Source organism: Paenibacillus tyrphae, from assembly GCF_024158745.1.
Classification (GTDB): Bacteria; Bacillota; Bacilli; order Paenibacillales; family NBRC-103111; genus Paenibacillus_G; species Paenibacillus_G tyrfis_A.
Genome location: NZ_JAMZAW010000003.1, coordinates 166,864 through 192,989, shown reverse-complemented (window position 1 = coordinate 192,989; position 26,126 = coordinate 166,864). Strand labels below are relative to the sequence as shown.

At 54.8% G+C, this 26,126-nt stretch carries 22 protein-coding genes; 16 read left to right on the top strand and 6 right to left on the bottom strand.

Annotated elements, in window-relative coordinates:
• From NI000_RS06050 to NI000_RS06040, 3 genes are all read left to right on the top strand, one after another.
• Positions 1-996: an MBL fold metallo-hydrolase gene (locus tag NI000_RS06050; RefSeq protein ID WP_253408691.1), complete on the top strand. Its 996-nt coding sequence runs from the start codon at positions 1-3 to the stop codon at positions 994-996.
• A 209-nt stretch (positions 997-1,205) separates the two neighbouring features.
• The gene (locus NI000_RS06045) at positions 1,206-2,282 is read left to right on the top strand and encodes a Ger(x)C family spore germination C-terminal domain-containing protein (protein ID WP_253408689.1); all 1,077 of its coding nucleotides are present in this window, start codon (positions 1,206-1,208) and stop codon (positions 2,280-2,282) included.
• A 2-nt stretch (positions 2,283-2,284) separates the two neighbouring features.
• Positions 2,285-2,935 (top strand): hypothetical protein, encoded by a 651-nt coding sequence (locus NI000_RS06040; RefSeq protein WP_253408687.1) that lies wholly within the window; start codon positions 2,285-2,287, stop codon positions 2,933-2,935.
• A gap of 73 nt (positions 2,936-3,008) precedes the next feature.
• Here NI000_RS06040 and NI000_RS06035 read toward each other — a convergent pair whose 3' ends face one another.
• Together NI000_RS06035 and NI000_RS06030 are read right to left on the bottom strand one after the other, a co-directional pair.
• A complete protein-coding gene (locus NI000_RS06035; protein WP_253408686.1) occupies positions 3,009-3,524 on the bottom strand; it encodes a phosphatidylglycerophosphatase A family protein in 516 nt (171 codons plus the stop codon).
• A gap of 10 nt (positions 3,525-3,534) precedes the next feature.
• A complete protein-coding gene (locus tag NI000_RS06030) occupies positions 3,535-4,407 on the bottom strand; it encodes a sensor domain-containing diguanylate cyclase (RefSeq protein ID WP_253408684.1) in 873 nt (290 codons plus the stop codon).
• 197 nt (positions 4,408-4,604) lie between these two features.
• On the opposite strand from NI000_RS06030, the gene NI000_RS06025 reads away from it, so the two are divergent.
• From NI000_RS06025 to NI000_RS06015, 3 genes are all read left to right on the top strand, one after another.
• Entirely contained in the window at positions 4,605-5,645 is a 1,041-nt protein-coding gene (locus NI000_RS06025; RefSeq protein ID WP_253408682.1) for a GerMN domain-containing protein, read from the top strand.
• Positions 5,646-5,796: 151 nt separating this feature from the next.
• Entirely contained in the window at positions 5,797-6,555 is a 759-nt protein-coding gene (gene rph, locus NI000_RS06020) for a ribonuclease PH (RefSeq protein WP_253408680.1), read from the top strand.
• Entirely contained in the window at positions 6,539-7,168 is a 630-nt protein-coding gene (locus NI000_RS06015) for an XTP/dITP diphosphatase (RefSeq protein WP_253408679.1), read from the top strand. Before rph ends, NI000_RS06015 begins: the two co-directional genes overlap by 17 nt.
• Before the next feature lie 16 nt (positions 7,169-7,184).
• Here NI000_RS06015 and asnB read toward each other — a convergent pair whose 3' ends face one another.
• Positions 7,185-9,029 (bottom strand): asparagine synthase (glutamine-hydrolyzing), encoded by a 1,845-nt coding sequence (gene asnB / locus NI000_RS06010; RefSeq protein WP_253408677.1) that lies wholly within the window; start codon positions 9,027-9,029, stop codon positions 7,185-7,187.
• Positions 9,030-9,340: 311 nt separating this feature from the next.
• Here asnB and NI000_RS06005 point away from each other — a divergent pair, with 311 nt between their 5' ends.
• The 6 genes from NI000_RS06005 to ispG all read left to right on the top strand — a co-directional run bounded on the left by NI000_RS06005 (position 9,341) and on the right by ispG (position 15,722).
• Positions 9,341-9,682 carry a hypothetical protein gene (locus tag NI000_RS06005; protein WP_054977838.1) on the top strand — a complete coding sequence of 114 codons (342 nt, stop codon included), beginning with the start codon at positions 9,341-9,343 and terminating at the stop codon, positions 9,680-9,682.
• A gap of 239 nt (positions 9,683-9,921) precedes the next feature.
• Positions 9,922-10,830, top strand: a complete 909-nt coding sequence (locus NI000_RS06000) for a hypothetical protein (RefSeq protein WP_253408675.1) — start codon at positions 9,922-9,924, stop codon at positions 10,828-10,830.
• Positions 10,831-11,001: 171 nt separating this feature from the next.
• Complete coding sequence (gene tig, locus NI000_RS05995) at positions 11,002-12,291, top strand: trigger factor (RefSeq protein WP_253408673.1); 1,290 nt, start codon at positions 11,002-11,004, stop codon at positions 12,289-12,291.
• 348 nt (positions 12,292-12,639) lie between these two features.
• Positions 12,640-13,230: an ATP-dependent Clp endopeptidase proteolytic subunit ClpP gene (gene clpP, locus NI000_RS05990; protein WP_010493986.1), complete on the top strand. Its 591-nt coding sequence runs from the start codon at positions 12,640-12,642 to the stop codon at positions 13,228-13,230.
• 15 nt (positions 13,231-13,245) lie between these two features.
• Complete coding sequence (clpX, locus tag NI000_RS05985) at positions 13,246-14,511, top strand: ATP-dependent protease ATP-binding subunit ClpX (RefSeq protein ID WP_253408671.1); 1,266 nt, start codon at positions 13,246-13,248, stop codon at positions 14,509-14,511.
• Between the two features lie 101 nt (positions 14,512-14,612).
• A complete protein-coding gene (gene ispG / locus NI000_RS05980; protein WP_253408669.1) occupies positions 14,613-15,722 on the top strand; it encodes a flavodoxin-dependent (E)-4-hydroxy-3-methylbut-2-enyl-diphosphate synthase in 1,110 nt (369 codons plus the stop codon).
• A gap of 90 nt (positions 15,723-15,812) precedes the next feature.
• On the opposite strand, the gene NI000_RS05975 is transcribed toward ispG, so the two are convergent.
• A complete protein-coding gene (locus NI000_RS05975) occupies positions 15,813-17,006 on the bottom strand; it encodes a cytochrome P450 (RefSeq protein ID WP_309247876.1) in 1,194 nt (397 codons plus the stop codon).
• Positions 17,007-17,143: 137 nt separating this feature from the next.
• A complete protein-coding gene (locus tag NI000_RS05970; RefSeq protein WP_253408664.1) occupies positions 17,144-19,111 on the bottom strand; it encodes a ComEA family DNA-binding protein in 1,968 nt (655 codons plus the stop codon).
• A 187-nt stretch (positions 19,112-19,298) separates the two neighbouring features.
• On the opposite strand from NI000_RS05970, the gene NI000_RS05965 reads away from it, so the two are divergent.
• Positions 19,299-20,075 (top strand): divergent polysaccharide deacetylase family protein, encoded by a 777-nt coding sequence (locus NI000_RS05965; RefSeq protein ID WP_253408662.1) that lies wholly within the window; start codon positions 19,299-19,301, stop codon positions 20,073-20,075.
• Positions 20,076-20,133: 58 nt separating this feature from the next.
• On the opposite strand, the gene NI000_RS05960 is transcribed toward NI000_RS05965, so the two are convergent.
• Complete coding sequence (locus tag NI000_RS05960; RefSeq protein WP_253408660.1) at positions 20,134-20,874, bottom strand: N-acetylmuramoyl-L-alanine amidase family protein; 741 nt, start codon at positions 20,872-20,874, stop codon at positions 20,134-20,136.
• Between the two features lie 179 nt (positions 20,875-21,053).
• On the opposite strand from NI000_RS05960, the gene lonB reads away from it, so the two are divergent.
• From lonB to yihA, 3 genes are all read left to right on the top strand, one after another.
• A complete protein-coding gene (lonB, locus tag NI000_RS05955; RefSeq protein ID WP_253408658.1) occupies positions 21,054-22,760 on the top strand; it encodes an ATP-dependent protease LonB in 1,707 nt (568 codons plus the stop codon).
• A 121-nt stretch (positions 22,761-22,881) separates the two neighbouring features.
• On the top strand, positions 22,882-25,212 hold the full coding sequence (gene lon, locus NI000_RS05950) for an endopeptidase La (protein WP_253408656.1): 2,331 nt from the start codon (positions 22,882-22,884) through the stop codon (positions 25,210-25,212).
• A 228-nt stretch (positions 25,213-25,440) separates the two neighbouring features.
• Entirely contained in the window at positions 25,441-26,091 is a 651-nt protein-coding gene (gene yihA / locus NI000_RS05945) for a ribosome biogenesis GTP-binding protein YihA/YsxC (protein WP_253408654.1), read from the top strand.
• Positions 26,092-26,126: the final 35 nt, after the last annotated feature.

Sequence of the window (26,126 nt, the reverse complement as noted above, 5' to 3'; positions counted from 1 at the left end):
ATGGACGGATCGCCATCAAGCCGCCACGGGAGCGTGACGAAGCACGGCGACGTGCTCCAGATCAAGGTGCCCTTGCCGTTTCCGCTGCGCTGGGTAAACAGCTATTTGCTGCCGGGGGAGAGCGGCTGGACGCTGATCGACCCGGGGCTGCGGACCGAGGCGGCCGAAGCCGTCTGGACGTCGGTACTTGAGGAACTTGGGCTCAGATACTCCGACATCGACCGCATCGTGCTGACGCACCATCACCCGGACCACTACGGGCTGGCCGGATGGTTCCAAGAGCGCTCCGGCGCGCCCGTGCTGATGTCGCGGAGCGGACTTGAGCAAACGCGCTTGCTCTGGGGAGACGGACAGCCGATGACGCAGCAGATCACCGGGCTTTTCCGGCGGGAAGGGCTGCCGGAGGAATTGGTGAAGCCGCTGGAGGAGCATATGCAGGGCTTCGTCGCGTCCGTTTCGCCGCAGCCGGAGGTCACCGTCGTGGAAGCCGGGGAGCGTGTGAGGCTCGGCCGCGAGGAATACGAAGCGATCGAGACGCCGGGGCATGCCGCAGGGCATTTGTGCTTTTACCGCGCGGAGACGGCCGTCATGTTCTGTGGAGATCACGTGCTCCCGCAAATATCCCCGAACGTCAGCTATTTGCCCGGAGGGATCGACGAGAACCCGCTTGCCAGCTATTTGGCCAGCCTGGAAGCGATTCGCCGCTACGAGGTGCGGCTCGCTTTTCCCGGTCACCGGGAGCCTTTCGGCCATCTGCAGCAGCGGGCCGACGAGCTGATCGCCCATCATGCGGAGCGTCTGGAGATGATGCTGTCGAAGCTTGCGGAGCCGGACACGGCGTACCACGTATGCCGGGCGACCTTCGGGGAGCGGCTCAGCCTGCACCAGCTGCGCTTTGCGCTGTCGGAAACGATTGCACACCTGATCTGGCTGCGTGAAGCCGGTAAGCTGACTGAAAGCGTGCGCGAGGGGCTTGTATTTTACCGGCAAGCGTAGTACTAATCCAATCCGCCGGTTTCGACCGACCGGCTGTCAGGCGGCACGGCTCCGTTTTTGGAACGGAGCCGGCCGCTTTTTGATGTGGGCCGGGTATGAGAAAACAAGCTCTGGAATAAAAAGGAAGCCTTTGGGGAATAGTAGATGATCTGTAACACGTTTTTCGTTAACGGTTATCGGACTATTTTTTCAACTGGAGGCGGCTTCCTTTGAACATAAAGCGAATCTTGATGAACCGGGCCGTATCGCTGCCGCTCGCTGCGGCTTGCCTGCTGCCCGCGGCGGGTTGCGTCCGCTTGACGGATGCGGAGCCTCGCGCACTGCAAGCGGAGGAAGCGAGGCTCGTAGCCGCAGGCATTGACGAGGGCCCCGGCGGCCTTCGCGTAACGACGGGCTACGGACCGCCTGCGTCCGGCCGCCCGCTGCAGCCATACTCGAATGCTGGTCCGCGGATGCAATCGTTTGTTTCGTTCCAGGCTGCGGCTTACCGATGGGAGCGAAACCGGCCGCCTGAGCTTGTGGCGATCGGCGAAGCCTGGGCGCGCTCGCACGGCTTCCCCGCTTCGTGGACGAGGCAGATCCGGATGCTCGGCGTGAAGCAGGGCCGCAGACCGCTAGTGGCGGTGGTGGAAGGGACGGCGGAACGGTTCGTCAGCAGCCCGGACACGATGAACGACGGCATTGCGCGGCTCCGGGAAGGAGGCTGGACCGCGGACCCGCTCCGCTTCGCGGGGAGCGCGTACGAGGACGATGTGGTCCTGCCCTACTTGTCCGCAGGTCTGGCAGCGACGGATAATATTCCCAGCCAATCGGGTGTTTCAACCCGGGCACTTTTGTTTAAGAAACAAGAGCTTGTGGCCGAGTTAACCTCGTCCCAAAGCAATCTGCTCGCTTGCATGATGGGGGGTTACGGCCTGCCGAAGCTCGAATGGTCTTCGACGGAGACGTCGTTTGCTACCGATTCCCCGCTGCTGCGTAATATTACTTGCCGGGCTGAAATTGCGAGCAACGGCGATTTGAAGCAGCCCCGGCTGAACATGGTGATACGGGTGGCGGCTTCGCCCGGCGGACCATCCGTTACCGCCGATAGTTGGGCATCGAACCTGCAGCGGCAAGGAACGGAATTGATCCGGTTGCTTCAAGGCCTGCGCTCCGATCCGCTGCGCTTGGGGGAGTCCGTGCGGCAGCAATATCCTGGCGTGTGGAACCAGGACCGCTGGCGTGACGCTCTCACCCGCGCCCGAATCGATCTGCAGGTTAGGGTTACATTCGACGGAGGTGCTTGACGATGAAAACAAAAAAACACGCACATTGGATGAGAACGGCGGCTCTGCTGTCCGCACTGATTCTCACCGTGACGCTGACAGCTTGCAAGAAAGAGGCGGCCCAGCCGCCGAAAACCCCGGAGCCCGCTCCGACGGAGCAGACAACCCCGCCGGGACAAACGACTCCACCGGGGCAAACGACCCCGCCAGGCCAACCCGGACAGACGACGACGCCGGGTCAGACCGGCCAAAGCGGAGAGGCGGCCAAGCCGCCGGAGGAAGCTCCTATCAAGATGGGTCAGCTTCAATACACCGAATTGGAGCGGACGACCGTCGCCACGACGGCCAAAACCGCCGGCGTTCCGACGTATTATTTGCCGGAGCGTGGAGCCTCGGACGATAAGATCGACCAGATGGGAACCAGCGCCAAGCTGCTGACGCTGAAATATTACAAGATGACGATCTTGGAATCGCCGGAAGAGATCAAGCCGAGCGGCAAGGTGGAATCGAAGCAGGAGGTCAAGCTTCGCAACGGGACAGGCCAATGGGTTACGGCTGACGGGCACAAGACCCTGCACCTGAAGCTGGACAAGACTTATATTGCTCTTAGCTCGGACAAGCTGTCCCAAGCGGACCTGCAAACCGTAGCCGAATCGCTGGCAACATTGAAATAAGCGGCAAGGCAACGCATTAGGAACGGACTCACAGTAAAAAACGGCGCTCTCCTCGGAGAAGCGCCGTTTTCCATTACGTCTGCGTACTTTCCTTTTCCTTCTGCTTGCGATGGGCGATGCGGCTGCTGGCGGACGCCGCGATGGCGCCGACGATATCGTCGAGGAACGTATGTTTGTGCTCGCCGCTTTTATCGTTCAGCCGCCCGACCAGCCCTGGCTTGATTTTGTCGATATATCCAAAGTTGGTGAGCCCGATGCTGCCGTACACATTGACGATGGACAGAGCGAGGATTTCGTCGCAGCCGTACAGCCCCTCGTCGTTTTCGATCATCTCCTGAAGCGGAGACAGCAGCTTGCCCTCCTCGGCCAGCACGTCGAGCTGAATCCCCGTCAAAATGGCATTCTGCACTTCCCGTTTGCCGAGGACCTGCTCCACGCTTTCCCGGCATTCGTCCATTGTCAGGTTGGAGTAATAGTCTTTTTGCAGAAAATAAGTAAGCTCCGTCATATCTTCTATCGTGACGCCGCGCTTCGTCAGCCACAAAGCCGAAGCTTCGGCAACCTGCTTGCTGTTCAAGCTGTAGCTCATAGAGGCCTCCTTAGGAATCCGAGAAAAACCGGAAGTGGTTTTTGCCTTGCTGCTTCGATGCGTACATCGCCGTATCGGCGCACTGCAGCAGCGTTTCGATATCATGCCCGTCCTCGGGATAGCAGGAAACGCCGATGCTGCTCGTAATGCTCATCGTTTGGCCGTTCAGCTCGAAAGGCTGGTTTAGCGTCTGCGCGATTCTGCCGACGATCTTGGCAACATCCTCGCGGTGCTCAAATTGCTGCACCAGCACGACGAACTCGTCGCCGCCCATCCGACAGACCGTATCCGGTTCCCGGATGGAATGCGAGAGACGGGAAGCGGCCATGGTCAGCAGCTCGTCGCCGGTGGCATGGCCGTATGTATCGTTAATGCGTTTAAAATCATCGAGGTCTAAGTAAATGACGGCCAGCTTATGGTGGTAGCGCTTCGCCATGTGCAGCGATTGGATAAAACGATCTTGAAACAGCCTGCGGTTCGGCAGTTGGGTCAATGGATCGTAGTAAGCCAGACGGGTCAGCCGTTCCTCCTGCTTTTTGAAAGCCGTGATGTCTTTGGCTGTCAGGGCGGCCTGCCATCCCGAAGACTTGCCTGCTAACGGATATCCTTGGCCTTCAAGCCATACGAGAGCTCCGTCCGGCAGCACGACCCGAAACGTCATCGCGAACGGTTCGCATTCTTGAAGAAGCCGGCGGCATGCCTGCTGCAGCGGAAGGAGATCGGATTCGTATACCCAGCGGAACAATGCCGAGCCGTAGTTGGGCTCCGGGGACAAGCCGACCGGCGAACCGGTTTCGTCGAATACCCACAGCCAGTCCGGAGATTGAAGCACAACGGCCCGGTATAGGTCGTCAGGCACGAAATCATGAAGACGGTTTTCCATGGGAAATCACCTCTTTTTGGAAAAACACATCTATATTATAGGCTTTTAGTACTGTATAAATCAAGGATATATCCGTCCAAAGTACCATAAACGAAATCGTCCTCCGAATCGGACAAATTGGTGTCATAAACTTGTCTGCCGCCCGTATACATAAAAGTAAAAACGGACAACACCCCAATACCAAGGAGGAACACGCAATGAAACAATACAAATGGATACGATGGGCCGCCGCTGTCGGAATAGTCGTTCTGCTTGCCTCCGGCTGCTCGCCTTTAGGAAAGAAGGAACAGTCGCAGCAAATCGATCCTCCGCCGGCCGGAGCGGACGCCATGGCCACAAGCGGCAAGGTGTCCCAGACGATGGCCAATCCGATGCAGGTAACGGTTTATGCCAAGGATGAAAAAGGGTTTGTCGCTCCGATTGCCGTTCAAGTCGAAAAGTCCCAAGGCGCCGCCCGCAAGGCGCTGGAATACATGGTGGACGGCGGTCCGGTACAAGGACGTCTGCCGGCCGGATTTACAAGCCTCCTTCCCAAAGGTACCGAAATTAAAGGCATTAACATCGTGGAAGATCAAAAACTGGCTATCGTTGATTTTTCCAAAATGTTTGCGGATTATAACCTGCAGGACGAAAGAAAAATTATGGAAGCCGTCACCTGGACTTTGACGGGCTTTCCTTCGGTGGAGAAAGTGCAGCTCCGCGTCGAAGGCAAGCCTTTGAAAGAAATGCCGGTCGGCGGCACACCGCTGGACGAACCGCTCACCCGGGCGATCGGAATCAACGTGGAGAAGCCGGAAAGCGTAGAGTACGGACAATCGACGCCGGTTACGCTGTATTTTTTAAATCAGAATCAGGAAAATTACAGCTATTACGTGCCCGTCACCCGGCTCGTCCCCAGGACGGACAACGTCGCGGAAGCGGTCATCCGGCAGCTTATTGCAGGACCGGATCAGAAGAAAGGCCTGGTTGCCGTTATGGCTCCGGGAGCCGAGCTGCTGAAAGTGGACAAAACGGAAGAACTGATTACCGTCAATTTCTCGGACAAAATGCTCGGCCCGGATAAGAAAGCGCCTGCCGAAGCGTTAAAAGCGGTCGTCTTGTCGCTCACGGAAAATACGAACGCGGCCGCCAAGGTGCAAATTCTCGTGAACGGCGACGCCAAAGTAAGCGCAACCGATAATCAAAGCTACGCGAAGCCCGTATCCCGGCCTCAAACCGTGAATCAGCTGAAGCTGTAGCTGTACGCGATGCCTCATAAAACGAACGCTCCTTCCTGTGCGGCCCGCTTTCGGAAGGAGCGATTTTTCGTTTCCGCAGGCCCGTTTGGTTTTCCTGGGGCGCTCTGGTACAATGGGAACGTGAAAGCCAAAAGGAGGAAATGAGACTTAAATGAGAAGCGACGGGAGAAAAGTCGATCAGGCGCGTCCTGTGAAAATTACAACCAATTACAATAAACACGCCGAGGGCTCGGTGCTGATCGAAGTGGGAGATACGCGGGTCATCTGCACGGCGACGGTGGAGGAACGGGTTCCTCCGTTTATGAAAGGGCAGGGCAAAGGATGGGTAACCGCCGAATATTCGATGCTGCCCCGGGCGACTTCGGTCCGCAATCAGCGTGAAGCGGCCAAAGGGAAGCTCGGCGGACGCACGATGGAAATTCAGCGGTTGATCGGACGGGCGCTGCGCTCCGTCGTCGATCTGGAAGCGCTGGGCGAGCGTTCCATCACGCTGGACTGCGACGTGATCCAGGCGGACGGCGGCACCCGGACGACGTCGATCACCGGCGCGTTCGTCGCCATGGCGATCGCGATGGATAAAATCGTGCGGGAGCGGAATTTGAACCGGTTCCCGATCACCGATTTTCTCGGTTCCGTGAGCGTGGGCATCATTCAGGAGCAGCCGTGCCTGGACCTGAACTACGAGGAGGATTCCAAAGCGAAGGTCGATATGAACGTGGTGATGACCGGCCAAGGCAAATTCGTCGAGGTGCAAGGAACCGGCGAAGAAGCCCCGTTCTCCCGGCAGGAGCTTGACGCGCTGCTGGCGCTGGCCGAAACGGGCATCCAGGAGATGATTCGGGAACAAGCACTGGCGCTTGGGCCGATTGCCGAACGTATTAAGGGGGCATCCCATGCGGCTCGGACCTGAGGTCGTTATCGCGACGACAAACGCAGGTAAACTTAAGGAATTCGAGAAGATGTTCCGGGAGAAAGGCATCGCGGTCAAAAGCCTGCTCGATTACCCGGAAATCCCGGACATCGTCGAGGACGGAGATACCTTTGCGGCGAACGCCTTGATCAAAGCCAGAGCGGTGGCCCAGGGGCTCGGCGTTCCTGCGGTGGCGGACGACTCCGGCTTATGCGTAGATCGTCTGAACGGCGCGCCGGGGGTATACTCCGCCCGCTACGCGGGCGAGCCGAAGGACGACGCGGCGAATAACCGCAAGCTCGTCGGCGAGCTGGATAGGCTGGAGCCGCTGCCCCGGCCGGATCATGCGGCTCACCCCGAAGCGCTCAGCCCCGCCCGTTTCGTCAGCGCCATTGTGCTCGTGGATGCGGAGGGAACGCCGCTTGTCGAAGTCGAAGGAACGTGCGAGGGCGTCATCATTCGCGAACCGAGAGGCAGCGGGGGCTTCGGGTATGATCCGTTGTTTTACGTCCCGCAGCTCGGCCGGACGCTGGCGGAGCTGACGCTCGAAGAGAAAAATGAGCTCAGCCATCGCGGTCAGGCCATCCGCAAATTGTGGGACTGCTTGGCATAAGGAAGCCGTACCGCTATTACCGAACCGATACTTTGTAATGGCGCAGCCACGTGTCGACTTGGGCCAAATAAGCGAACAGCTGCGGCCCGGTCATCAGCTGGCCGAACCAAGGCAGCTGGAAGCGGCCTTCGTCGTCCTCGGCGAGGGTGCGGATTTTGGCCGTATCGATGAACGGAAGCAGAGGCGAGGACGGATCGTTTAAAATGTCCAATACCCAGGAGCGGACGGCGGTCAAATAGTTCGGATTGTGTGTTTTCGGATACGGGCTTTTTTTGCGGGCCAGCACGTCTTCAGGAAGAATGTCACGGAGCGCTTTGCGCAAAATGCCTTTCTCCCGGTCGCCGGCGGTTTTGACCTCCCACGGAATATTCCATACGTATTCAACCAGCCGGTGATCGCAGAACGGCACGCGCACTTCGAGGCCGACCGCCATGCTCATCCGGTCTTTGCGGTCGAGCAGCGTCGGCATAAATCGGGTGACATTCAAATAGGACATCTCCCGCATTCGGTTCTGCTGCCCGTTCTCGCCGGCCAAACGAGGCACTTCGGAGAGAGCTTGCCGGTAGCGGTCCTGCACGTATTGGGCGGGCTTTACCCAATCGACGAATTCGGGAGAGAGCAGGGCGATGCGTTCGGGGGTCGCCAGCGACCAGGGGAAGGTTCCGGCATTCAGCGCTTCCTCCCGGTGAAACCAGGGGTACCCGCCGAAAATTTCGTCGGCCGCTTCGCCGGATATCGCCACCGTGGCGCCTTTTTTAATTTCGCGGCAAAATAAATAAAGCGAACCGTCCACATCGGCCATTCCAGGCAAGTCCCTGGCCAGCACGACGGTTTGGAGCGCCTCGACGAGCTCCGGCGTATCGAATTCGATCGCGTGATGCACGGTTCCGAGGTGTTCCGTCATTCGCTTGATCCAAGGCGCATCCGCATTCGGCTGAAAGGCGCTTGCTTGGAAATGCTTATCGTTGTCGGCATAGTCAACCGAATAGGTGTGCAGGGCTCCGAGCCCTTGCTGCGCATAGTATTGTGCGGCAAACGTCGTTAGAGCGCTGGAGTCAAGCCCGCCGGACAGCAGCGTGCAGATCGGCACATCCGAAGCGAGCTGGCGGATCACCGTGTCCTGAAGCAGCTCGCGCACTTTGGCGGCCGTCGTCTCGACGTCGTCCTCGTGCGGCTTGCTTTCCAACTTCCAGTAGGCGCGTATACTTAGGCCGCGCGCATCCATAACCATGCAGTGCCCCGGCTTCAGCTCCTGCATATTTTTATAGACGCCGTGGCCCGGCGTGCGTGCCGGCCCGATGGCGAAAATTTCCGCCAATCCTTCGCCGCTGATCTGAACCGTAAAGTCCGGATGCGCCAGGATGGCCTTCGGCTCCGAACCGAACAGCAGCCGGCCTTCCGAGTAGGAATAGAAAAGAGGCTTGACGCCCAGCCGGTCGCGTACGAGGAACAGTGTCTGCTCTTCGTTATCCCAGATGGCAAAGGCGAAGATACCGTTGAGCCGGTCGACGCAGGCTCGGCCCCATTCGACGAACGAAACGAGCAGCACCTCGGTGTCGCAGGTGGTGGCGAACCGGTGGCCTCGCTGCTCCAGCTCTTTTTTTAATTCGGGTGCATTGTATAGCTCGCCGTTATAGACGATGGTTATAGTATTATCCCCGACTTTCCGGGTCATGGGCTGGGCTCCGCCTGCCGGATCCATGACGCTCAGACGGCGGTGGCCGAGCGCGCAGCGGGGCGTGATCCAGCTGCCGGAGGCATCCGGACCGCGCGAGGCGAGCGTATCCGTCATCGTTTCGAGAACGGACGGATACTGGGTCAAATCTTTGTTCCAATCAATCCATCCCGTGATTCCACACATAGCTTTCATCCTCTCCGGTCTTCCAGAATCTGTCGCTCCCATGAGGGGTCCAAAGATGACAGCAAGATGTTAAAGGTTATGCTTGGCGGGAGCGGATGATGTCTGTCCGGGCAAGGCACACCGTGGAAAACTTGATGAAAAAATGGACAAACGGACGAAGAAAAGTTACACTTAGCGTATAGGTGTATTTTTATAACGGCCTGCGTTTTGGAAACCGATGTATAGAAAGCGTCGGTTTTGTCTCACGCTATAGCTGGAGGAACGATAGGCAGGAAGACAATTGATCAACAGGTAAAGGTGGTTCTTCATTAATGAAAAGAACGTTCTCAGAACAGCAGAAAGAATACAAGGAAGCCAAAGAAAACTTCGAGAAGGCGAATAAAGAATTTGAGCAAAAGCTCGCTACGACGAAAAAACTCGGTAACGTAACTCCGGAAGTGATGGAGCAGCTTGTCGGCGATACGGGACTTCATATTGCATTGAACCGGCTCGGTGCGGCGGAAGCCGCGCTTCTGAAATGGTCGCACGAGATGATTCAAAACGAACGCGACTATTTGCAAAATAAAGAGCAGGTCGACCGCATGTACGGTTTCATCGATCAAAATCCGCACATTAAAGCGCAGCTCATCCAAGCCGCGATGAAAATGGAATAGATTTCGCAAAATCGAACGCTGAACAGCGCCTGTATAACGCGCAGCCCGGATGCCGTGTTTATTACGCATCCGCGGCTGCTTTTTCACGTCCGCATAACGCGCGTCCGAATCCGGCATCCTAATTTAAGGGAACGGTGGAATGGACAGGCAAGCAGGTCACGGCGGGAGATTTTGCTTTCGCTTCTTTTTTGGGGTACACTGGCATTCATAAAGAAGCTCAGCAAGAAAGGCGGTGTTTCATGAGCGGGCAGACCAATGACAATGTGATTCTTTTTCCAAAAACCGTCGAATTTTATCAATTCGAACTGACCCGGCTCCTTGAAGCGGAACGCTACGGAGAAGCGATGAAGCTCCTCCGCTTTTTGCTTGCCTGCCAATCGGACGACGAACGGGCGCGGGAAGAATGGCGGTCCTTGCTCGACTGGCTGCAGGTCATGTTTCCGGATCTGGCGCTGGGGCAGGAGGACGAAAGCGAAGAGCTCAGCGAAGCGGACCTGCTGCGGCAGCATATGCACGCCAAGGGCGAGCAGAAAGGCGACTATGCGAAACGGTTGCTGGCCAGTTTGCGAGAGCAGCGGGCCGTGGACAAGCAGATGCTGGCTTTGGATCAGCTTGCGTTCCTGGAAGACGAAGGGATCGACGAAGAGCTGATCGGATGGTTGAAGGAGGATGCCGGGCGGCATCCGCTGATCCAGTTCAAGGCGCTGCAAACACTCAAGAAGCGGGGCGTGACCGGCAGCGTAACGCTGCACAAGAACGGCGAAGCGGTGGTCGTCGACATCGAGGATACGCCGGCGGCCTTCGATCAGTTTCCTTCGCAAATTCAAGAGATCATCAACCGCGTGCAGGAAATCAGCGAGACGCAGCATCCGGCGCTCTCGTATTTTGCATCGGAGACGTGGAACGAATTTTTGGCATTTGTTTACGGAACTTCCGCTTACCGGCAAATGCTGCGGCAGGACTCGGCCTGTGTGGACGTATGGGCGGCAGCGCTGCATCTGACCTTGCTCGAACAAGTATTTGAAGGCGGAGACAAAGCGGAGTTGTTCGAATTGTACGGGATTACGTCGGATCTGGCGTTTCAGTGGGAACAGGCTTACCGGATGATGCAGCAATTCGCCGTAAACGTATTCACCCGGAAATTATAAAATGGCGCCGCGGGACGATTTCCCGACGGTTTCGCGTTTGAAGCCTTGAAAACCGCATTTATTACGGTTATAATATAGTGGTTATATCGGCGGGCTTGTCCGGGTTGTACCGCAACTCCGCCAGAACGTGACAAAATTGCGATGGATAATTTTTGGAGGGGAAAGCATAAAATGAAAGCAAGCTGGGAAAAGATAGAGAAGAACGTAGCCGTTCTTGATATTGAAGTGGACGCGGACCAAGTAGCCGCCGCTCTGGACAAGGCATTCAAAAAAGTCGTGAACAAAGTTAACGTTCCGGGCTTCCGCAAGGGCAAAGTGCCCCGCGCTATTTTCGAATCGAAGTTCGGCGTGGAAAGCTTGTATCAAGACGCTCTCGATATCATCGTGCCTGAAGCTTACATTGCAGCCGTTCAAGAGACGGGCATTCAGCCGGTGGACCGTCCGGAAGTGGACGTCGAGCAATTCGGCAAAGGTCAGGTTCTGAAATTCAAAGCGAAAGTTACCGTGAAGCCTGAAGTAGAGCTTGGCGAGTACAAAGGAATCGCGCTCGAAGCTCCTTCCGTCGAAGTAACGGCCGAAGAAGTAAACGAAGAGCTGGAAAAGCTGCAAAAGCGTCATGCGGAACTCGTTCCGGTAGAAGCAGGCGCAGCCGAGAACGGCGACATCGTCTCGATCGACTTCGAAGGCTTCGTAGACGGCGTTCCTTTCGAGGGCGGCAAAGCGGAGCGTTATTCGCTTGAGCTTGGCTCCGGCAGCTTTATCCCGGGCTTCGAAGAGCAAGTTGTCGGCTTGGAGAAAGACGGCGAGAAGGACATCACCGTAACTTTCCCAGAAAACTACCATGCGGAAGAGTTGAAAGGCAAAGAAGCCGTTTTCAAAATCAAGCTGCATGACATCAAACGCAAAAACTTGCCTGCTCTCGACGACGAGTTCGCTAAAGACGTGAGCGAGTTCGACACACTTGACGAGTACAAAGCGGATCTGGAGAACAAGCTGAAAGAGCGCAAGCAAAACGAAGCCGACCGCAAGAAAGAAAACGATCTGGTAGAAAAAGCTTCCGAAGCTGCGCAAGTGGAAATTCCGGAAGCCATGATTAATGACGAAGCGGAGCAAATGGTGAAAGAATTCGAAAACCGTCTGCGCACGCAAGGCATGAACATCGACATGTACTACCAGTTCACCGGTCAAAGCGCCGAGGACCTCAAAGGTCAAATGCGCTCCGACGCCGAGAAGCGCGTACGCAACAACCTCGTGCTTGAGGCAATCGCGAAAGCGGAAAACCTTGAAGCGACGGAAGAAGAAATCAACGCCGAGCTGGAGAACCTGGCTCAAATGTACGGCCGTTCCGCTGACGAAATCCGCAGCATCTTCGCATCCAACGGCAACTTGGGATCGCTGCTGCAAGATATCGTCAACCGCAAAACCGTTAAATTCCTGGTTGACAACAGCAAAACGGCTTAATTCGGAAATTGTATAAACGCGAACATACATGCAAAGGCACGTGTACATCCATGCGTGCCTTTGTTTTACCTTAAACCGCGTTTGCTGGTTTCCCGGAAACATGCACATAAGAAGTACATAAGCATAACATAATAAGCGTTACATATGAAGCAAGCGAAGCATTACATATGCGGTACATAAGGAAATACATAGGCGGCGGCAAGGCTGTCCTGTCCGGCGAGACTTACGTTAGCGGCCGCAACGTTTGTTCGTATCGGGCAGGAAATGACTTTAGTCTTTAAACGTGCTACAATGTTTTGAGTAAGGCTCGAAAATGTTTTGCATTTATGAAGTAAAGGGGTTGGGACGATGACTCTGGTACCTATGGTTGTGGAACAGGAAGGCCGCGGCGAACGCTCTTACGATATTTACTCGCGTTTGCTGAAGGATCGTATTATTTTTTTGGGCAGTGCGATCGATGACGACGTCGCCAACCTGGTTATTGCCCAGTTGCTTTTCTTGTCGGCGGTAGATCCCGAGAAGGATATTCATTTGTACATTAACTCCCCCGGCGGTTCGGTGACGGCCGGTATGGGTATATATGATACAATGCAATTCATCAAGCCGGACGTTTCGACGATTTGCGTCGGCATGGCCGCCAGTATGGGGTCCCTGCTGCTTACGGCAGGCGCCAAGGGCAAGCGCTACGCGCTTCCGAACAGCGAAGTGATGATCCATCAGCCGCTGGGCGGCGTCCGCGGGCAGGCATCGGATATTAAAATTCATGCCGACTGGATTATCAAAACGAAGCAGAAGTTGAACCAAATCTATGTGGAGCGTACGGGGCAGCCTTACGAAAGAATCGAACGCGACACGGACCGTGACAATTTCATGAGCGCCGAAGATGCGAAGGCGTACGGTCTCATTGATGCGGTTATCACTCGCAGTGATCTGACTTAGAAAAGGAGTGATCCCATGTTTAAATTTAACGATGAAAAAGGCCAGCTCAAGTGCTCGTTCTGCGGCAAGTCCCAGGAGCAGGTGCGCAAGCTGGTTGCCGGGCCCGGCGTTTATATATGCGACGAGTGCATCGAGCTTTGTACGGAAATCGTTGAGGAAGAATTGGGTCACGAGGAAGAGCTCGACCTGAAAGACGTACCGAAGCCGAAGGAAATCCGCGCGATTCTGGATTCCTACGTCATCGGGCAGGAACAGGCCAAAAAATCGCTGTCGGTTGCCGTATACAACCATTACAAACGGATCAACTCGCAGCAAAGCAAGCTCGAAGATGTCGAACTGCAAAAGTCGAACATCGTCCTTGTCGGTCCGACGGGCAGCGGTAAAACGCTGCTGGCCCAAACGCTGGCCAAAATTTTGAACGTTCCGTTTGCGATCGCCGACGCAACGTCTTTGACGGAAGCCGGATACGTAGGGGAAGACGTCGAAAACATTTTGCTGAAGCTCATTCAAGCGGCCGATTACGATGTGGAAAAAGCCGAGCGCGGCATTATTTATATCGATGAAATCGATAAAGTAGCCCGCAAGTCGGAAAATCCGTCCATCACCCGCGACGTTTCGGGCGAAGGCGTGCAGCAAGCTCTTCTGAAAATTTTGGAAGGCACGGTTGCATCGGTACCGCCTCAAGGCGGACGCAAGCACCCTCATCAGGAATTCATCCAAATCGATACGACGAACATCCTGTTTATTTGCGGCGGGGCGTTCGACGGGCTTGAGCAGATCATTAAGCGCCGGATCGGCAAAAAAGTGATCGGCTTCGGCACGGACGGTCATAAAGCCGACTTGAAGCCGGGCGAATACTTGTCCCTTGTGCTTCCGGAAGACCTGCTGAAATTCGGTTTGATTCCGGAATTCGTGGGCCGTCTGCCGGTTATCTCGACACTGGAGCCGTTGGACGAAGCAGCGCTCGTCCGCATTTTGACCGAGCCTAAAAACGCTCTTGTTAAGCAGTATCAGAAGATGCTGGAGATGGATAACGTGTCCCTTGAATTCGAACCGGAGGCGCTGGAGGAAATTGCGAAAGAAGCGATTAAGCGTAATACCGGGGCGAGGGGGCTTCGCGCCATTATCGAAGGCATTATGCTGGAAGTAATGTACGAGGCGCCATCCCGCACGGAGAGCTCCAAGTGCATCGTCACCAAGGAAGCCGTACAAGCGAAGATCACACCTCAGATCACCGCAGCGGACGGCCAGTCCATTAAGAAAAAAGAAGAAAGCGCGTAAGCGCCGGATATACAAAAAACCTAAACGCCTCCAATCCGCAGGACCGATGATTCGTCCCCCGGAGCGGAGGATGTTTGGCATCATGGGAGAGAAGAAAGCACATGTTCCATAGAACGGAAACGGTTCCGGTTAAAGTCGGCAATCTAACCATCGGCGGCAGCAATGACGTGATCATCCAGAGCATGTGTACGACCAAGACGGCGGATGTAAAGGCTACGGTGGCCGAGATTCACCGGCTGGAAGAAGCAGGATGCCAGATCGTCCGCGTTACGGTCAACAATAAGGAAGCAGCGGAAGCGATCAAAGAGATCAAGAAGCAGATCTCCATTCCGCTTGTGGCTGATATTCACTTTGACTACCGGCTCGCCCTGCAGGCCATTGAGAACGGGATTGACAAAGTCAGAATCAATCCGGGGAACATCGGCCGCCGCGAGAAGGTGGAAGCCGTCGTCAAAGCCTGCAAAGAGCGGGGGATTCCGATCCGGATCGGCGTTAACGCCGGTTCGCTTGAGAACCATTTGCTGGAAAAGTACGGCTATCCGACGCCGGAAGCGATGGTTGAAAGCGCCTTGTATCATATCGGCATTCTGGAAGAGCTCGATTTTCGCGACATCATCGTCTCGCTGAAGGCATCTGACGTCCCGATGGCGATTGCGGCTTATACCAAAGCTGCCGCAGCCTTCCGTTACCCGCTGCACCTTGGCATTACGGAGGCCGGGACGTTGTTCTCCGGTACCGTGAAGAGTGCGGCAGGCTTGGGCGCGCTGCTAAGCATGGGGCTCGGTTCGACGATCCGGATTTCGCTCAGCGCGGACCCGGTTGAAGAAGTCAAAGTGTGCCGCGAGCTGCTGAAATCGTTCGGGTTGATCACGAATGCCGCCACCTTGGTTTCTTGTCCGACCTGCGGCCGATTGGATATCGATCTGTTTTCTATCGCGAATGAGGTGGAAGAGTATATCTCCAAGCTGAAGGTGCCGATTAAAGTATCCGTACTCGGCTGCGCGGTGAACGGCCCGGGCGAAGCTAGGGAAGCTGATATCGGCATCGCCGGCGCCCGAGGCGAAGGCTTGTTGTTCCGTTACGGCGAGATGATCCGCAAAGTGCCGGAAGCCGAGCTGCTGTCCGAGCTGAAGAAGGAAATCGACATTATCGTCGAACATTTCGATCGGACGGGCGAAATTCCCGGCCGAAAGCATCACACGGCGATTTAATAGGGCACATCATAAATACACCCGCACATTGCAAGCGGAGGGAAGCGAGTTTCGGCTTTCCGCCCGGCATTGGCGGGTGTATTTTTTTGTCTAAAGCTTGGTATTGAAAAGTATCGGGAGGTCCTTCACACCATAAACAAAAGGGCTGCGGATCGGTTTAAATTCGAAATACTCCGCAAAGCGGATATTCGTCATCCGATTCATGATGATGCGCAGCGCTATTTTAGCTTCCAACCGGGCCAAAGGAGCCCCCAAGCAAAAATGATTGCCGAAGCCCAAGGACATGTGCGGATTGGGCGTCCGGTCCTCGATAAATTGATCGGCAGCGGGAAACTTGTTTTCGTCCCGATTGGCCGAACCGATCCAGGGGATAATGAGCTCACCCTCCCGGATATCGGTGTGCCCGATTCGAACGTCTTTGGTCGCATAACGGCTTAGGGATAAAACTGGGGGATAATACCGCAGTACTTCTTCGACGAAGCTCTCGATCAAAGCCGGTTGATCGTGAAGTCTTGTCTGCAGCGCAGAGTCCTCGGCCAGTCTCCGTACCGCATTCGTAATCAAATTGGTCGTCGTCTCGTTGCCGGCGGCAAGCAGCAAAATGCAAAACTCCACAATTTCCATATCGTTTAAGTGCTCGCCGTTCACTTCGGCTTCCACCAATTTTGTGACCAAGTCATCCTCTGGACGATTGCGACGCTCTGCAATGACTTTCAGGAAATAGTCGTCCAATTCGCGCCGCGTTTTCTCTCTTTCCAAATACAGCCGGTGCATGTCTTCTTTATCGCCAGATTCCGGCCCTTTGACAACCGAATCCGACCATTCCTTGAAAAGCCGGCGGTCTTGTGCCGGAATCCCCAGCAGCTCGGCAATGACGATGACAGGCAGGGGAACGGCCAGGTCATGAACCAAATCCATCGTGCTTTCATCTGCAACCTCGTTCAATAATTCTTCGGTGATGGATGCAATGCGCGGACCTAACTCCTCGATCGATTTCGGGGTAAACGCTTTGCTGACGATGCTGCGCATCTGCATATGCTTGGGTGGGTCCATACCAATGATGCTTCCGAGCAGGACAGGGCCTTTGATCGGCCTTACCGAAGAGAATGTAGAGGGATCTTTAAGCACGTTGTACACATCTTCATAACGAAAAATATCCCAGCATTCCCTCTGGGGATCGTAGCGTACGGGAGTGGACTCGCGGCACTGGCGAAAAAACGGAAACGGATCAATTTGCGTTTCTTTTGCAGATAATTCCTTTATCGGTGCTATAGCTTTAGGCAACTCTTTGGCAGACTCCATCCGTGTCATCCTTCCTATAATAGACTCATATAATATAACTTGGTTGATATTACTATTATAGTAGATAAATTATTAAAATAGAATAATTTACTAAATATCTTTCTGAAGTGGACATCCATTTAAGATAAGGAGTACAGGAGTACCGCCATAAAAAACAGGCTGGAGCAAAAAGCTTCTTTTTTCTTACCTTGTGGTTTATTTCTCAAAACCAAAAAACGTTCAATGACCAGAAACAAAACACCAAGTATGGCGAAAATCAACAGCGGCTGGCCTGCCAGGACGGAAGCCAGAGCGAATAGCACCAGGACGCTCATTCTCACCGCATTCGTCACGATAATCCTTAGAGCACGCCTCAGCTCAAACCGCTTCCTAAGAACCAGCACATAATAAACTGAGAGAAAGACCCCCAACCAAGCAAGAGCAAACTTCGCAAGCATCCACAGAGAACCCGTAATCAGCCTCGGCAGTAATCCGTCTTCTCCCAACCGTTGTTCCGTTTGGGCTCTTGATTCCCGGGCAAAATTCGAAACGTAAGCCCCGTCCAAGAGCGCTTGAATGGCCTCCGCAGACAAACCGGGGATTTTTCTTACCTCATCCAGCTCCCGGATAAACGATTGATTGTCCCGGTACCGAATGATAGCTTTCGCCTCAGCCTCTCCGATGCCTGGAAAAGTCATCAGATCGCTGACATCCGCCGCATTCAGATCGAACGCATAAAACGGCATTCGAATCGAACCTGCCTCATCGATCGCCAAATAGCTGTGCGCATGGCTCTTGTTCAACAGCCAGAATTCCGGTGGACTTGCTTCAAGCTCCTTTACACTTAGCCCCGTAGCTTCGCCTAGGAGCCGGTATAATGCTTCTTTCTCGTCCGGATACTCGGCGGCGTAGCCCTGAACGAAATCCGCCAACGGAGAATCAGTTCGATTCACATACTTATGGAGAACGTAAAATATTTTCATGTACTCGTTTTGCAGTGGGGTAAACACGGTTCTGGCATCTACGGTACGTGAAGCATCCGCCAGAAAAGCCGAATAGAACGAATCCTCCCTATAACGGTGCTTCAAGTCGCTGGAAAGCAGCTTCGTAAAAAAAGCGGAAACGACTCCCTCGGTAGCCAAGGCTTGCGATATGTTTCTTGGCTTGCTCTCAACATAACGAACGCCCGTATTGCGGAATTTAATGTTTTGCTCGGGAGACCCTGCAGACGGCTGTGTCGTCGTGAAACGAATCGTTCCCTCTTTCACCCAATCGTGCCGCTTCAGCATTTCGAACCGCTGATACCAGAACGGAACGGCGGCTCGATAAAGCTGCAGCCGCATTGGCCAGACGTAATCTTTTTCGTAACCTGAGACCATAGTCCTTGTGCTTAACCGCGCCTGCCGGACGCTGGATTCGAGGCTGGCTTTTCTGGCTTCGTCCGGTTCATGATCCAAAGACACATTTTCGAAATGCTCGGCAAAGCCTTCGTCGAACGCGACCCGCCGGTCCGTGGTCAAGGATACGTAATGCATATCGACCGAACGGCTTTCGGTCCGGTCCCAGTCCGGCGAAAGCAAATGGTACATGACATGGCCGAGCTCATGCGGATAAATTTGGCTCATGGAACCCAAGTAGTCGGACGCGGCCGTGCTTTTCATAAGGTCGACATACGGCGTGCCCGTATGGTCGAGCAGCTCTCCATTCTGCTTCAAATAAAAGCCCTTCCCGGGGAAGCCGCCTTCCCGTTCGGATAATAGCAAGTAAGCCGGGGTGCTTGCCTGGCGGGGTTCCGTTTGCGCCTGCGTTTCCTTAGGGCGGTTAACCAAGTTTTGAGCGAGGAAAAACAAACGTACGGACTCAGCCATAAACGAGTCGCGGAATAAATGCTCCGTCTTCGGATCGTCGGTATGTTCGAAAATCGGGTATTCGCCTTTCTTCTCTCCGGTATCCCGAACGATTCGGAACGGCGGGGAGGGGTCCGGTCTGACGTAGGATAGAAAAGAATCGGTTTCCTTAACCGAAGACTCTGCGGCTTGGGCGGCATCGCAAGCACACATCCCCATCCATAAAAGTCCTGTGAAGCAGAGCAGCTTCCATCGTTTCATTTGAGCTCCCACTTTCTTGTCTCTATGTAAGTTATTCCAATAATTATTGACGAACTAAACTGCATTTTTCCTTCAAAACGGGATACGATTTCTGGACCAAAAATCCAAAATTAGCAAACGCTCGTATAGGTTTTTGGCGTACTGCAAACAATGAGGTTAGGAAATCACGGATAAGGAGGAGCGGTCCATGAGAAGGAAATGGTGGGCGTCCGTCACAGGATGGCTTTGTCTATGTGTGATCATTCCGGTAACCGCAGCTGGGCAATATTCAGCCATCGACCCGGCGACAGGAACGAAGCAAATCGCCGTCGTCATCGACGATTTCGGTAACGGTCAAGCGGGCACCGAGCAAATGATGGAGCTGCCGATTCCGTTTGTTGCGGCGGTCATGCCTTTTCTGCCGACAACGAAACGCGATGCGGAATGGGCGCATAAGCTCGGCAAGGAAGTCATCGTACATCTGCCGATGGAGCCGCGGAACGGAAAACCGGAATGGCTTGGTCCGGGTGCGATAACCACGAGACTTCCCGACGATGAAATCCGGCGCAGAGTCATCGCCGCTATTGAGGATGTGCCGCATGCGGTAGGCATCAATAACCATATGGGATCGAAGGCGACGTCCGACGAACGGGTCATGCGCATCGTGTTGAACGTATGCAAAGAGCGCAATTTGTATTTTTTGGATAGCCGGACGACCGACAAGAGCGTCATCGGTAAGCTGGCGAAAGAAATGGGCGTGCGTACGGCGGAAAACAATTTGTTCATGGATGATACCTACACCCGGAGCCATATTCTCAAGCAGGCGGTAAGGCTGCAAAAGCTCGTCCGTGAGAATGACAGCACGATCGTCATCGGTCATGTCGGTCCGCCGGGGAAGCATACCTCCGAAATTTTAAAGCAATCGATTCCGACCTTGCAGCAGCTTGGCGGACATTTTGTACGGGCATCGCAATTGATGAAATAATGGTCCCCATGTAAAAAAGACCGCGCGCCACATGAAATCGGCTTGTCGACGCGGTCTTTTACTTTTTTTGCTGCTGCAAATACTGTTCGACGCCCGCAGTGATTGCATCCGCAATGCGCTGCTGGGACTGGACTTCAGTTAACATCCGGCGGTCTTCGGCATTCGTAATAAAACCCATTTCGACGATAACCGTAGGCGCCTTCGAATGCTTCAGCAAATAAAACGTGCGGCCCGGCACAGGCTTGTCGCCCGTACCGTATAGTGCGTTCAGTGATTCCTGCAATGCTTTGGCGAGTTGCTGGCTTTGCGGTTTCGCTTGATGAATGAGGATCGCTCCTCGTTTGGCGGAATTGCGGCCAGAATTCACGTGCAGACTGATCATAATTTTCGGCTTAACCTCATTGCACAGATGGCTGCGTTGGGCCAAATCCTTGATATGTCTCGAACGGCTTTTCAACCATAAATTTTCTCCGCTTAGCGCGTAATCGTCCATCCGGTTCATTAAGACGACGTACCCTTTTCTGCGCAAAGTCTCGTACGTTTTTTTGGCGATCGCCAAATTGATATCTTTCTCCAGCAAGTCGCCGTACGCCGTGCCCCCGTCGATTCCGCCGTGCCCTACGTCGATTAAGACATCGACGCTCGATATGGCGGGATTGGCAGACTTCAGCTCCGGCAAGTACCAGGATTCGGGCACCGATGCTTCCGCTTGTCCGGCTTGGAAAGTCAAGGCGGTCAGCGCCAGCATTGCGGCAACGGCAAGTTTCATCGCCCGATTCCATTGATTCGGCCATGACATTCGCTGCCTCTCCTTTCGCGTAAAATCGTCCGCAGCTTCTTTCGTATCATAGGTTTTAGCATTCCCCAAAAAGTTTCTTAAAGCGCAGCGATTAATGCTACCATGACAGGGCAATACTACCAATTATATGAATGCCGTAGCGGCCGTTCAGGCGGCCGTGAGCAACAGGAGGGATTAGATTGAATATCAGCGTGGTTTTGATGGTTATCCAGTTGTTTTTTGCCATCGTTATCGGTATGTATTTTTGGAATTTGCTGCGCAATCAACAGACGAACCGTTCTGCCGTCGACAAGGAATCGAAGAAAGAGCTGGAGAAGCTGCGCAGGTTGCGATCCGTCTCTTTAAATAAACCGTTAGCCGAAAAAACAAGACCGAATACCATGGAGGACATCGTAGGGCAAAAGGAAGGGCTGCGTGCCCTGAAAGCGGCGCTGTGCGGCGCGAATCCGCAGCACGTGATCATCTACGGCCCGCCCGGCGTGGGCAAAACCGCCGCCGCTCGCGTCGTTTTGGAGGAAGCGAAGAAAAATCCGGAATCGCCGTTTCGTCCGGACGCCAAATTTACCGAGATCGATGCGACGACGGCGCGATTTGATGAGCGGGGGATTGCCGACCCGTTAATCGGCTCGGTACACGATCCGATCTATCAAGGAGCGGGAGCTATGGGAGTTGCCGGCATTCCGCAGCCGAAACCCGGGGCGGTGACGAAGGCGCACGGCGGGATTTTGTTCATTGACGAGATCGGTGAATTGCATCCGCATCAGATGAATAAATTATTAAAGGTGCTTGAAGACCGCAAAGTATTTTTGGAAAGCGCGTATTACAATTCCGAAGACACGAATGTGCCGAGTTATATTCACGATGTGTTTCAGAACGGCCTGCCTGCGGATTTCCGGCTCGTAGGGGCAACGACGCGCAACCCGCAGGAACTGCCTCCGGCGATCCGCTCGCGCTGTATGGAAATTTATTTCCGTCCGCTGCTGCCGGAAGAAGTCGGCTCGATTGCCGCCAAAGCGCTGAAAAAAATCGGATTTCCCGACTGTCCTTCCGCTATTGAGGTCGTTAAGAAATACGCGACAAACGGCCGCGAAGCGGTAAATATTATTCAGCTGGCGGCAGGGATGGCGCTAACCGATCAGCGCAGAGAGCTATCGGCCGCTGACATCGAATGGGTTGTCAACAGCTCGCAAATTCCGCCGAGGCCGGAGAAAAAGGTTCCCCAGCGTCCGGAAATCGGGCTGGTTAACGGATTGGCCGTATACGGACCGAATCTCGGCATGCTGCTTGACATCGAAGTGACCGCCATTCCGACGACCCAACCAGGGATGGGCCAATTTACGATTACCGGTGTCGTCGACGAGGAAGAGATGGGCGGTGGCTCGCGGACGCTGCGTCGCAAAAGCATGGCGCGCGGCTCCGTCGAGAACGTGCTTACCGTCCTGCGGCGCCTCGGCTTGCACCCATACGACTACGATATGCACATCAATTTTCCGGGCGGCATTCCGATCGACGGACCGTCGGCCGGCGTATCGATGGCCGTAGCGATTGCTTCCGCCATCAAACGGATTCCGGTCGACAACCATCTGGCGATGACCGGCGAAATCAGCATTCACGGCAAGGTGAAGCCGGTAGGGGGCGTTATTGCCAAAGTCGAGGCTGCTTTTCAGGCAGGAGCAACCAAAGTTATTATTCCGAAGGAAAACTGGCAAGAAGTTTTTGCGGGGCTTCACGGATTGGAAGTCATTCCGGTCGACTCGGTGGAGGAACTGCTTCATCACGCCCTGGGTATTGAAAGCGCCCATCTGGCTGCCGAACCTTCTGCCATGCCTCAAGAGACAGTCAGCGGCGCTTCCGTTACGATTCTGCACGCCGATGCGCTCGAATAGAGCGGTTGGCGTCTCTTTGTTCGTAAGAGCGGAAACCGGCGACCCCCGATTGGTGTTTTAAAATCAATTTTGATAAAATGTAAATCACATGCATGTAAGTATAGTCTGGAGGTGCTCGCGGATGGGAACGAGCAAACAGAAATTGCGCCGCTTGCCGCTGCTTCCGCTCCGGGGGCTGCTGGTGTATCCGAGCATGGTTCTGCATTTGGACGTGGGCAGGGAAAAGTCGGTACGTGCCCTGGAGAAGGCTATGGTCGAAGACAGCATGATCCTGCTGTGCTCGCAATCCGAGGTGAACATCGAGGAGCCGAAAACCGAGGATATTTACCGGATCGGCACGATATCGAAAGTGCGGCAAATGCTCAAGCTGCCGAACGGAACGATCCGCGTGCTTGTGGAAGGCGTCGTTCGCGCCGAAATTGCCGAGTTTCTGGTTAACGACGAATACTACGAGGTTCATGTCAGGGAGCTCCCCGAGCAGGAAACGTCCGACCCCGAAATCGACGCACTGATGCGCACGGTGCTGAACCAATTCGAACATTATATCAATCTTTCGAAAAAAGTGACCCCGGAGACGTTGGCTGCCGTATCCGATATTGACGAACCGGGGCGGCTCGCGGACGTGATTTGCAGTCATTTATCGTTAAAAATTAAAGACAAGCAGGAAATTTTGGAGACCGTCGATGTTCGGCTCCGGCTTGAAAAGCTGCTCGGCATCCTGAACAACGAGCGCGAAGTGCTCGAGCTCGAACGCAAGATCAGTCAGCGCGTCAAGAAGCAGATGGAGAAGACGCAGAAGGAATATTACTTGCGCGAGCAAATGAAGGCGATTCAGAAGGAGCTCGGGGATAAAGAGGGGCGGGCCGGCGAGGTCGAGGAGCTGCGCAACCAGCTTGCGCAAAGCGACGTGCCCGAGAAGGTGAAGGAGAAGATCGAGAAGGAGATCGACCGGCTGGAGAAGATGCCGGCGACTTCCGCCGAAGGCTCGGTCATCCGCAACTACATCGATTGGCTGCTTGGCTTGCCTTGGTCCCAATCGACCGAAGATGACCTCGATATCCGCAAGGCCGAGGAAATTCTGAATCAGGATCATTACGGCTTGGAGAAGCCGAAAGAGCGCGTGCTTGAATATTTGGCCGTACAGAAGCTGGTCAAGAAGCTCAAAGGACCGATTCTGTGCCTTGTCGGCCCCCCCGGGGTCGGGAAGACGTCGATCGCCCGTTCGATTGCCAGGTCGCTCGGCCGGCAGTTCATGCGCATTTCCTTGGGCGGCGTGCGCGACGAAGCGGAAATCCGCGGACACCGCCGCACGTATGTGGGTGCAATGCCGGGCCGGATTATTCAAGGGATGAAAAGCGCGGGAACAAATAACCCCGTCTTCCTCTTGGACGAAATCGACAAAATGGCGATGGATTTTCGCGGCGACCCGGCTTCCGCTCTGCTTGAGGTGCTGGACCCGGAACAAAATAGCACGTTCAGCGACCACTTCGTCGAAGTGCCGTTCGATCTGTCCAACGTCATGTTCGTAACGACGGCCAACGCCATACACAACATCCCGCGGCCGCTGCTCGACCGGATGGAAGTGCTGTACATTCCGGGATATACGGAAATCGAGAAGCTGCATATCGCGCGCAACTACTTGCTGCCGAAGCAGCAGGAAAACCACGGGCTGCAGGACGGCCAACTCGTCGTAGACGAAGACGCACTCATGAGTACGGTGCGCGAATATACGCGCGAGGCGGGCGTTCGCAACCTGGAGCAGCAAATTTCGTCCATCTGTCGGAAGGCGGCCAAGGAAATCGTCGGCGGGGCGGCTGCCGTACATGTGAAAGCTGACAACCTGAAGGAGTATCTCGGCCAGCCGAAATTCCGCTACGGCATGGTGGAGGAGCGGGATCAGGTCGGCGCGGTGACCGGGCTTGCCTGGACGGAGGTCGGCGGGGTCACGCTCGTTATCGAAGTGACGGTGATGCCCGGCAGCGGCAAGCTGACGCTTACCGGAAAGCTCGGAGACGTCATGAAGGAATCCGCTCAGGCGGCTTTCAGCTACACCCGTTCGCGGGTCGAGCAATTCGGAATTCAGCCGGACTTCCATGAAAAATACGATGTCCATGTGCACATGCCGGAAGGCGCCATCCCGAAGGACGGCCCGTCCGCCGGCATTGCGATGGGCACGGCGCTCATCTCGGCCTTGACCAATATCCCGGTCTCGCGTCACGTCGCGATGACGGGAGAGATCACGCTTCGCGGCCGCGTGCTCCCGATCGGCGGTCTGAAGGAAAAATGCCTGGCCGCTCACCGCGCCGGCATCCGCACGGTGCTGCTGCCGAAGGATAATGCCAAAGACATCGAAGAAATTCCCGAGAGCGTACGCTCCGAGCTGACGTTCATCCCGGTCGCGCATATGGATGAAGTTCTCGAACACGCTCTGGTCAAGCCTGTAGGCGTATAATAACAGGCGTTGGGTGGATCGGTTTTGCATTTTATTTTACTCCAAAGCGAGGAAGGTGTTTCCACGGAAAGTTTACGGCCGCCTTTGAAATCAAGTTGTATCCGCAAAGGATAATAAAGACAACTTGAATTTCAAGAGCGGTGGAGTGGAAAGACCTTCCGGTTCAGCCGGAAGAAATAAACGCAATTTCATCCAGCCCTACGCCCCATCAAGAAATGAGTGAAACGTATGAAGGTCAATCAAGCTGAATTCATCATCAGCGCGGTTGGTCCGAGCCAGTACCCTACGGATGCCTTGCCGGAGATTGCTCTGGCAGGGCGTTCCAATGTAGGGAAGTCTTCGCTGATCAACCGGATGATCAACCGTAAAAACTTGGCCCGTACCAGCTCCAAGCCCGGCAAAACCCAGCAGTTGAACTATTACAAAATTAATTCCGATTTGTTCTTCGTCGATTTGCCGGGGTATGGGTATGCGCAGGTGTCCAAAAGCGAACGTGAAAAATGGGGCAAATTTATCGAAAATTATTTGCTCCACCGGGAATTTTTGAAGCTCGTGCTGCTCGTGATCGATCTTCGCCACCCGCCGTCCAAAGACGATCAGGCCATGTATTCGTGGCTGAAGCATCACGGCACGCCGCTTTGTATCGTGACGACGAAAGCGGATAAAATTCCGCGCAGCAAGTGGCAGCAGCATCTGAAGATCGTCAAGGAAACGCTGGGAGCGGACAAGTCGGACCCGGTCGTCCTATTTTCGTCCGAATTGGGACTCGGGAAAGACGAGCTGTGGCAGATCATCGAACAGAAGATCGGCTATGGCGCCGATACGGCAGTGGAGGGACAGTCCGAGACGCAGCCCGAATCCGCCGAGCAAGAATATTAATACGCTGCCCTCCGAAGGGGGCGGAAACCAAAAAG

Excerpts from the sequence above, each read along its gene's own strand:
- NI000_RS06050 (WP_253408691.1), top strand. The coding sequence starts at position 1 with ATGGACGGATCGCCATCAAGCCGCCACGGGAGCGTGACGAAGCACGGC.
- NI000_RS06040 (WP_253408687.1), top strand. The coding sequence starts at position 2,285 with ATGAAAACAAAAAAACACGCACATTGGATGAGAACGGCGGCTCTGCTG.
- NI000_RS06035 (WP_253408686.1), bottom strand. The coding sequence starts at position 3,524 with ATGAGCTACAGCTTGAACAGCAAGCAGGTTGCCGAAGCTTCGGCTTTG.
- NI000_RS06030 (WP_253408684.1), bottom strand. The coding sequence starts at position 4,407 with ATGGAAAACCGTCTTCATGATTTCGTGCCTGACGACCTATACCGGGCC.
- NI000_RS06025 (WP_253408682.1), top strand. The coding sequence starts at position 4,605 with ATGAAACAATACAAATGGATACGATGGGCCGCCGCTGTCGGAATAGTC.
- rph (WP_253408680.1), top strand. The coding sequence starts at position 5,797 with ATGAGAAGCGACGGGAGAAAAGTCGATCAGGCGCGTCCTGTGAAAATT.
- NI000_RS06015 (WP_253408679.1), top strand. The coding sequence starts at position 6,539 with ATGCGGCTCGGACCTGAGGTCGTTATCGCGACGACAAACGCAGGTAAA.
- asnB (WP_253408677.1), bottom strand. The coding sequence starts at position 9,029 with ATGTGTGGAATCACGGGATGGATTGATTGGAACAAAGATTTGACCCAG.
- NI000_RS06005 (WP_054977838.1), top strand. The coding sequence starts at position 9,341 with ATGAAAAGAACGTTCTCAGAACAGCAGAAAGAATACAAGGAAGCCAAA.
- NI000_RS06000 (WP_253408675.1), top strand. The coding sequence starts at position 9,922 with ATGAGCGGGCAGACCAATGACAATGTGATTCTTTTTCCAAAAACCGTC.
- tig (WP_253408673.1), top strand. The coding sequence starts at position 11,002 with ATGAAAGCAAGCTGGGAAAAGATAGAGAAGAACGTAGCCGTTCTTGAT.
- clpP (WP_010493986.1), top strand. The coding sequence starts at position 12,640 with ATGACTCTGGTACCTATGGTTGTGGAACAGGAAGGCCGCGGCGAACGC.
- clpX (WP_253408671.1), top strand. The coding sequence starts at position 13,246 with ATGTTTAAATTTAACGATGAAAAAGGCCAGCTCAAGTGCTCGTTCTGC.
- ispG (WP_253408669.1), top strand. The coding sequence starts at position 14,613 with ATGTTCCATAGAACGGAAACGGTTCCGGTTAAAGTCGGCAATCTAACC.
- NI000_RS05970 (WP_253408664.1), bottom strand. The coding sequence starts at position 19,111 with ATGAAACGATGGAAGCTGCTCTGCTTCACAGGACTTTTATGGATGGGG.
- NI000_RS05965 (WP_253408662.1), top strand. The coding sequence starts at position 19,299 with ATGAGAAGGAAATGGTGGGCGTCCGTCACAGGATGGCTTTGTCTATGT.
- NI000_RS05960 (WP_253408660.1), bottom strand. The coding sequence starts at position 20,874 with ATGTCATGGCCGAATCAATGGAATCGGGCGATGAAACTTGCCGTTGCC.
- lon (WP_253408656.1), top strand. The coding sequence starts at position 22,882 with ATGGGAACGAGCAAACAGAAATTGCGCCGCTTGCCGCTGCTTCCGCTC.
- yihA (WP_253408654.1), top strand. The coding sequence starts at position 25,441 with ATGAAGGTCAATCAAGCTGAATTCATCATCAGCGCGGTTGGTCCGAGC.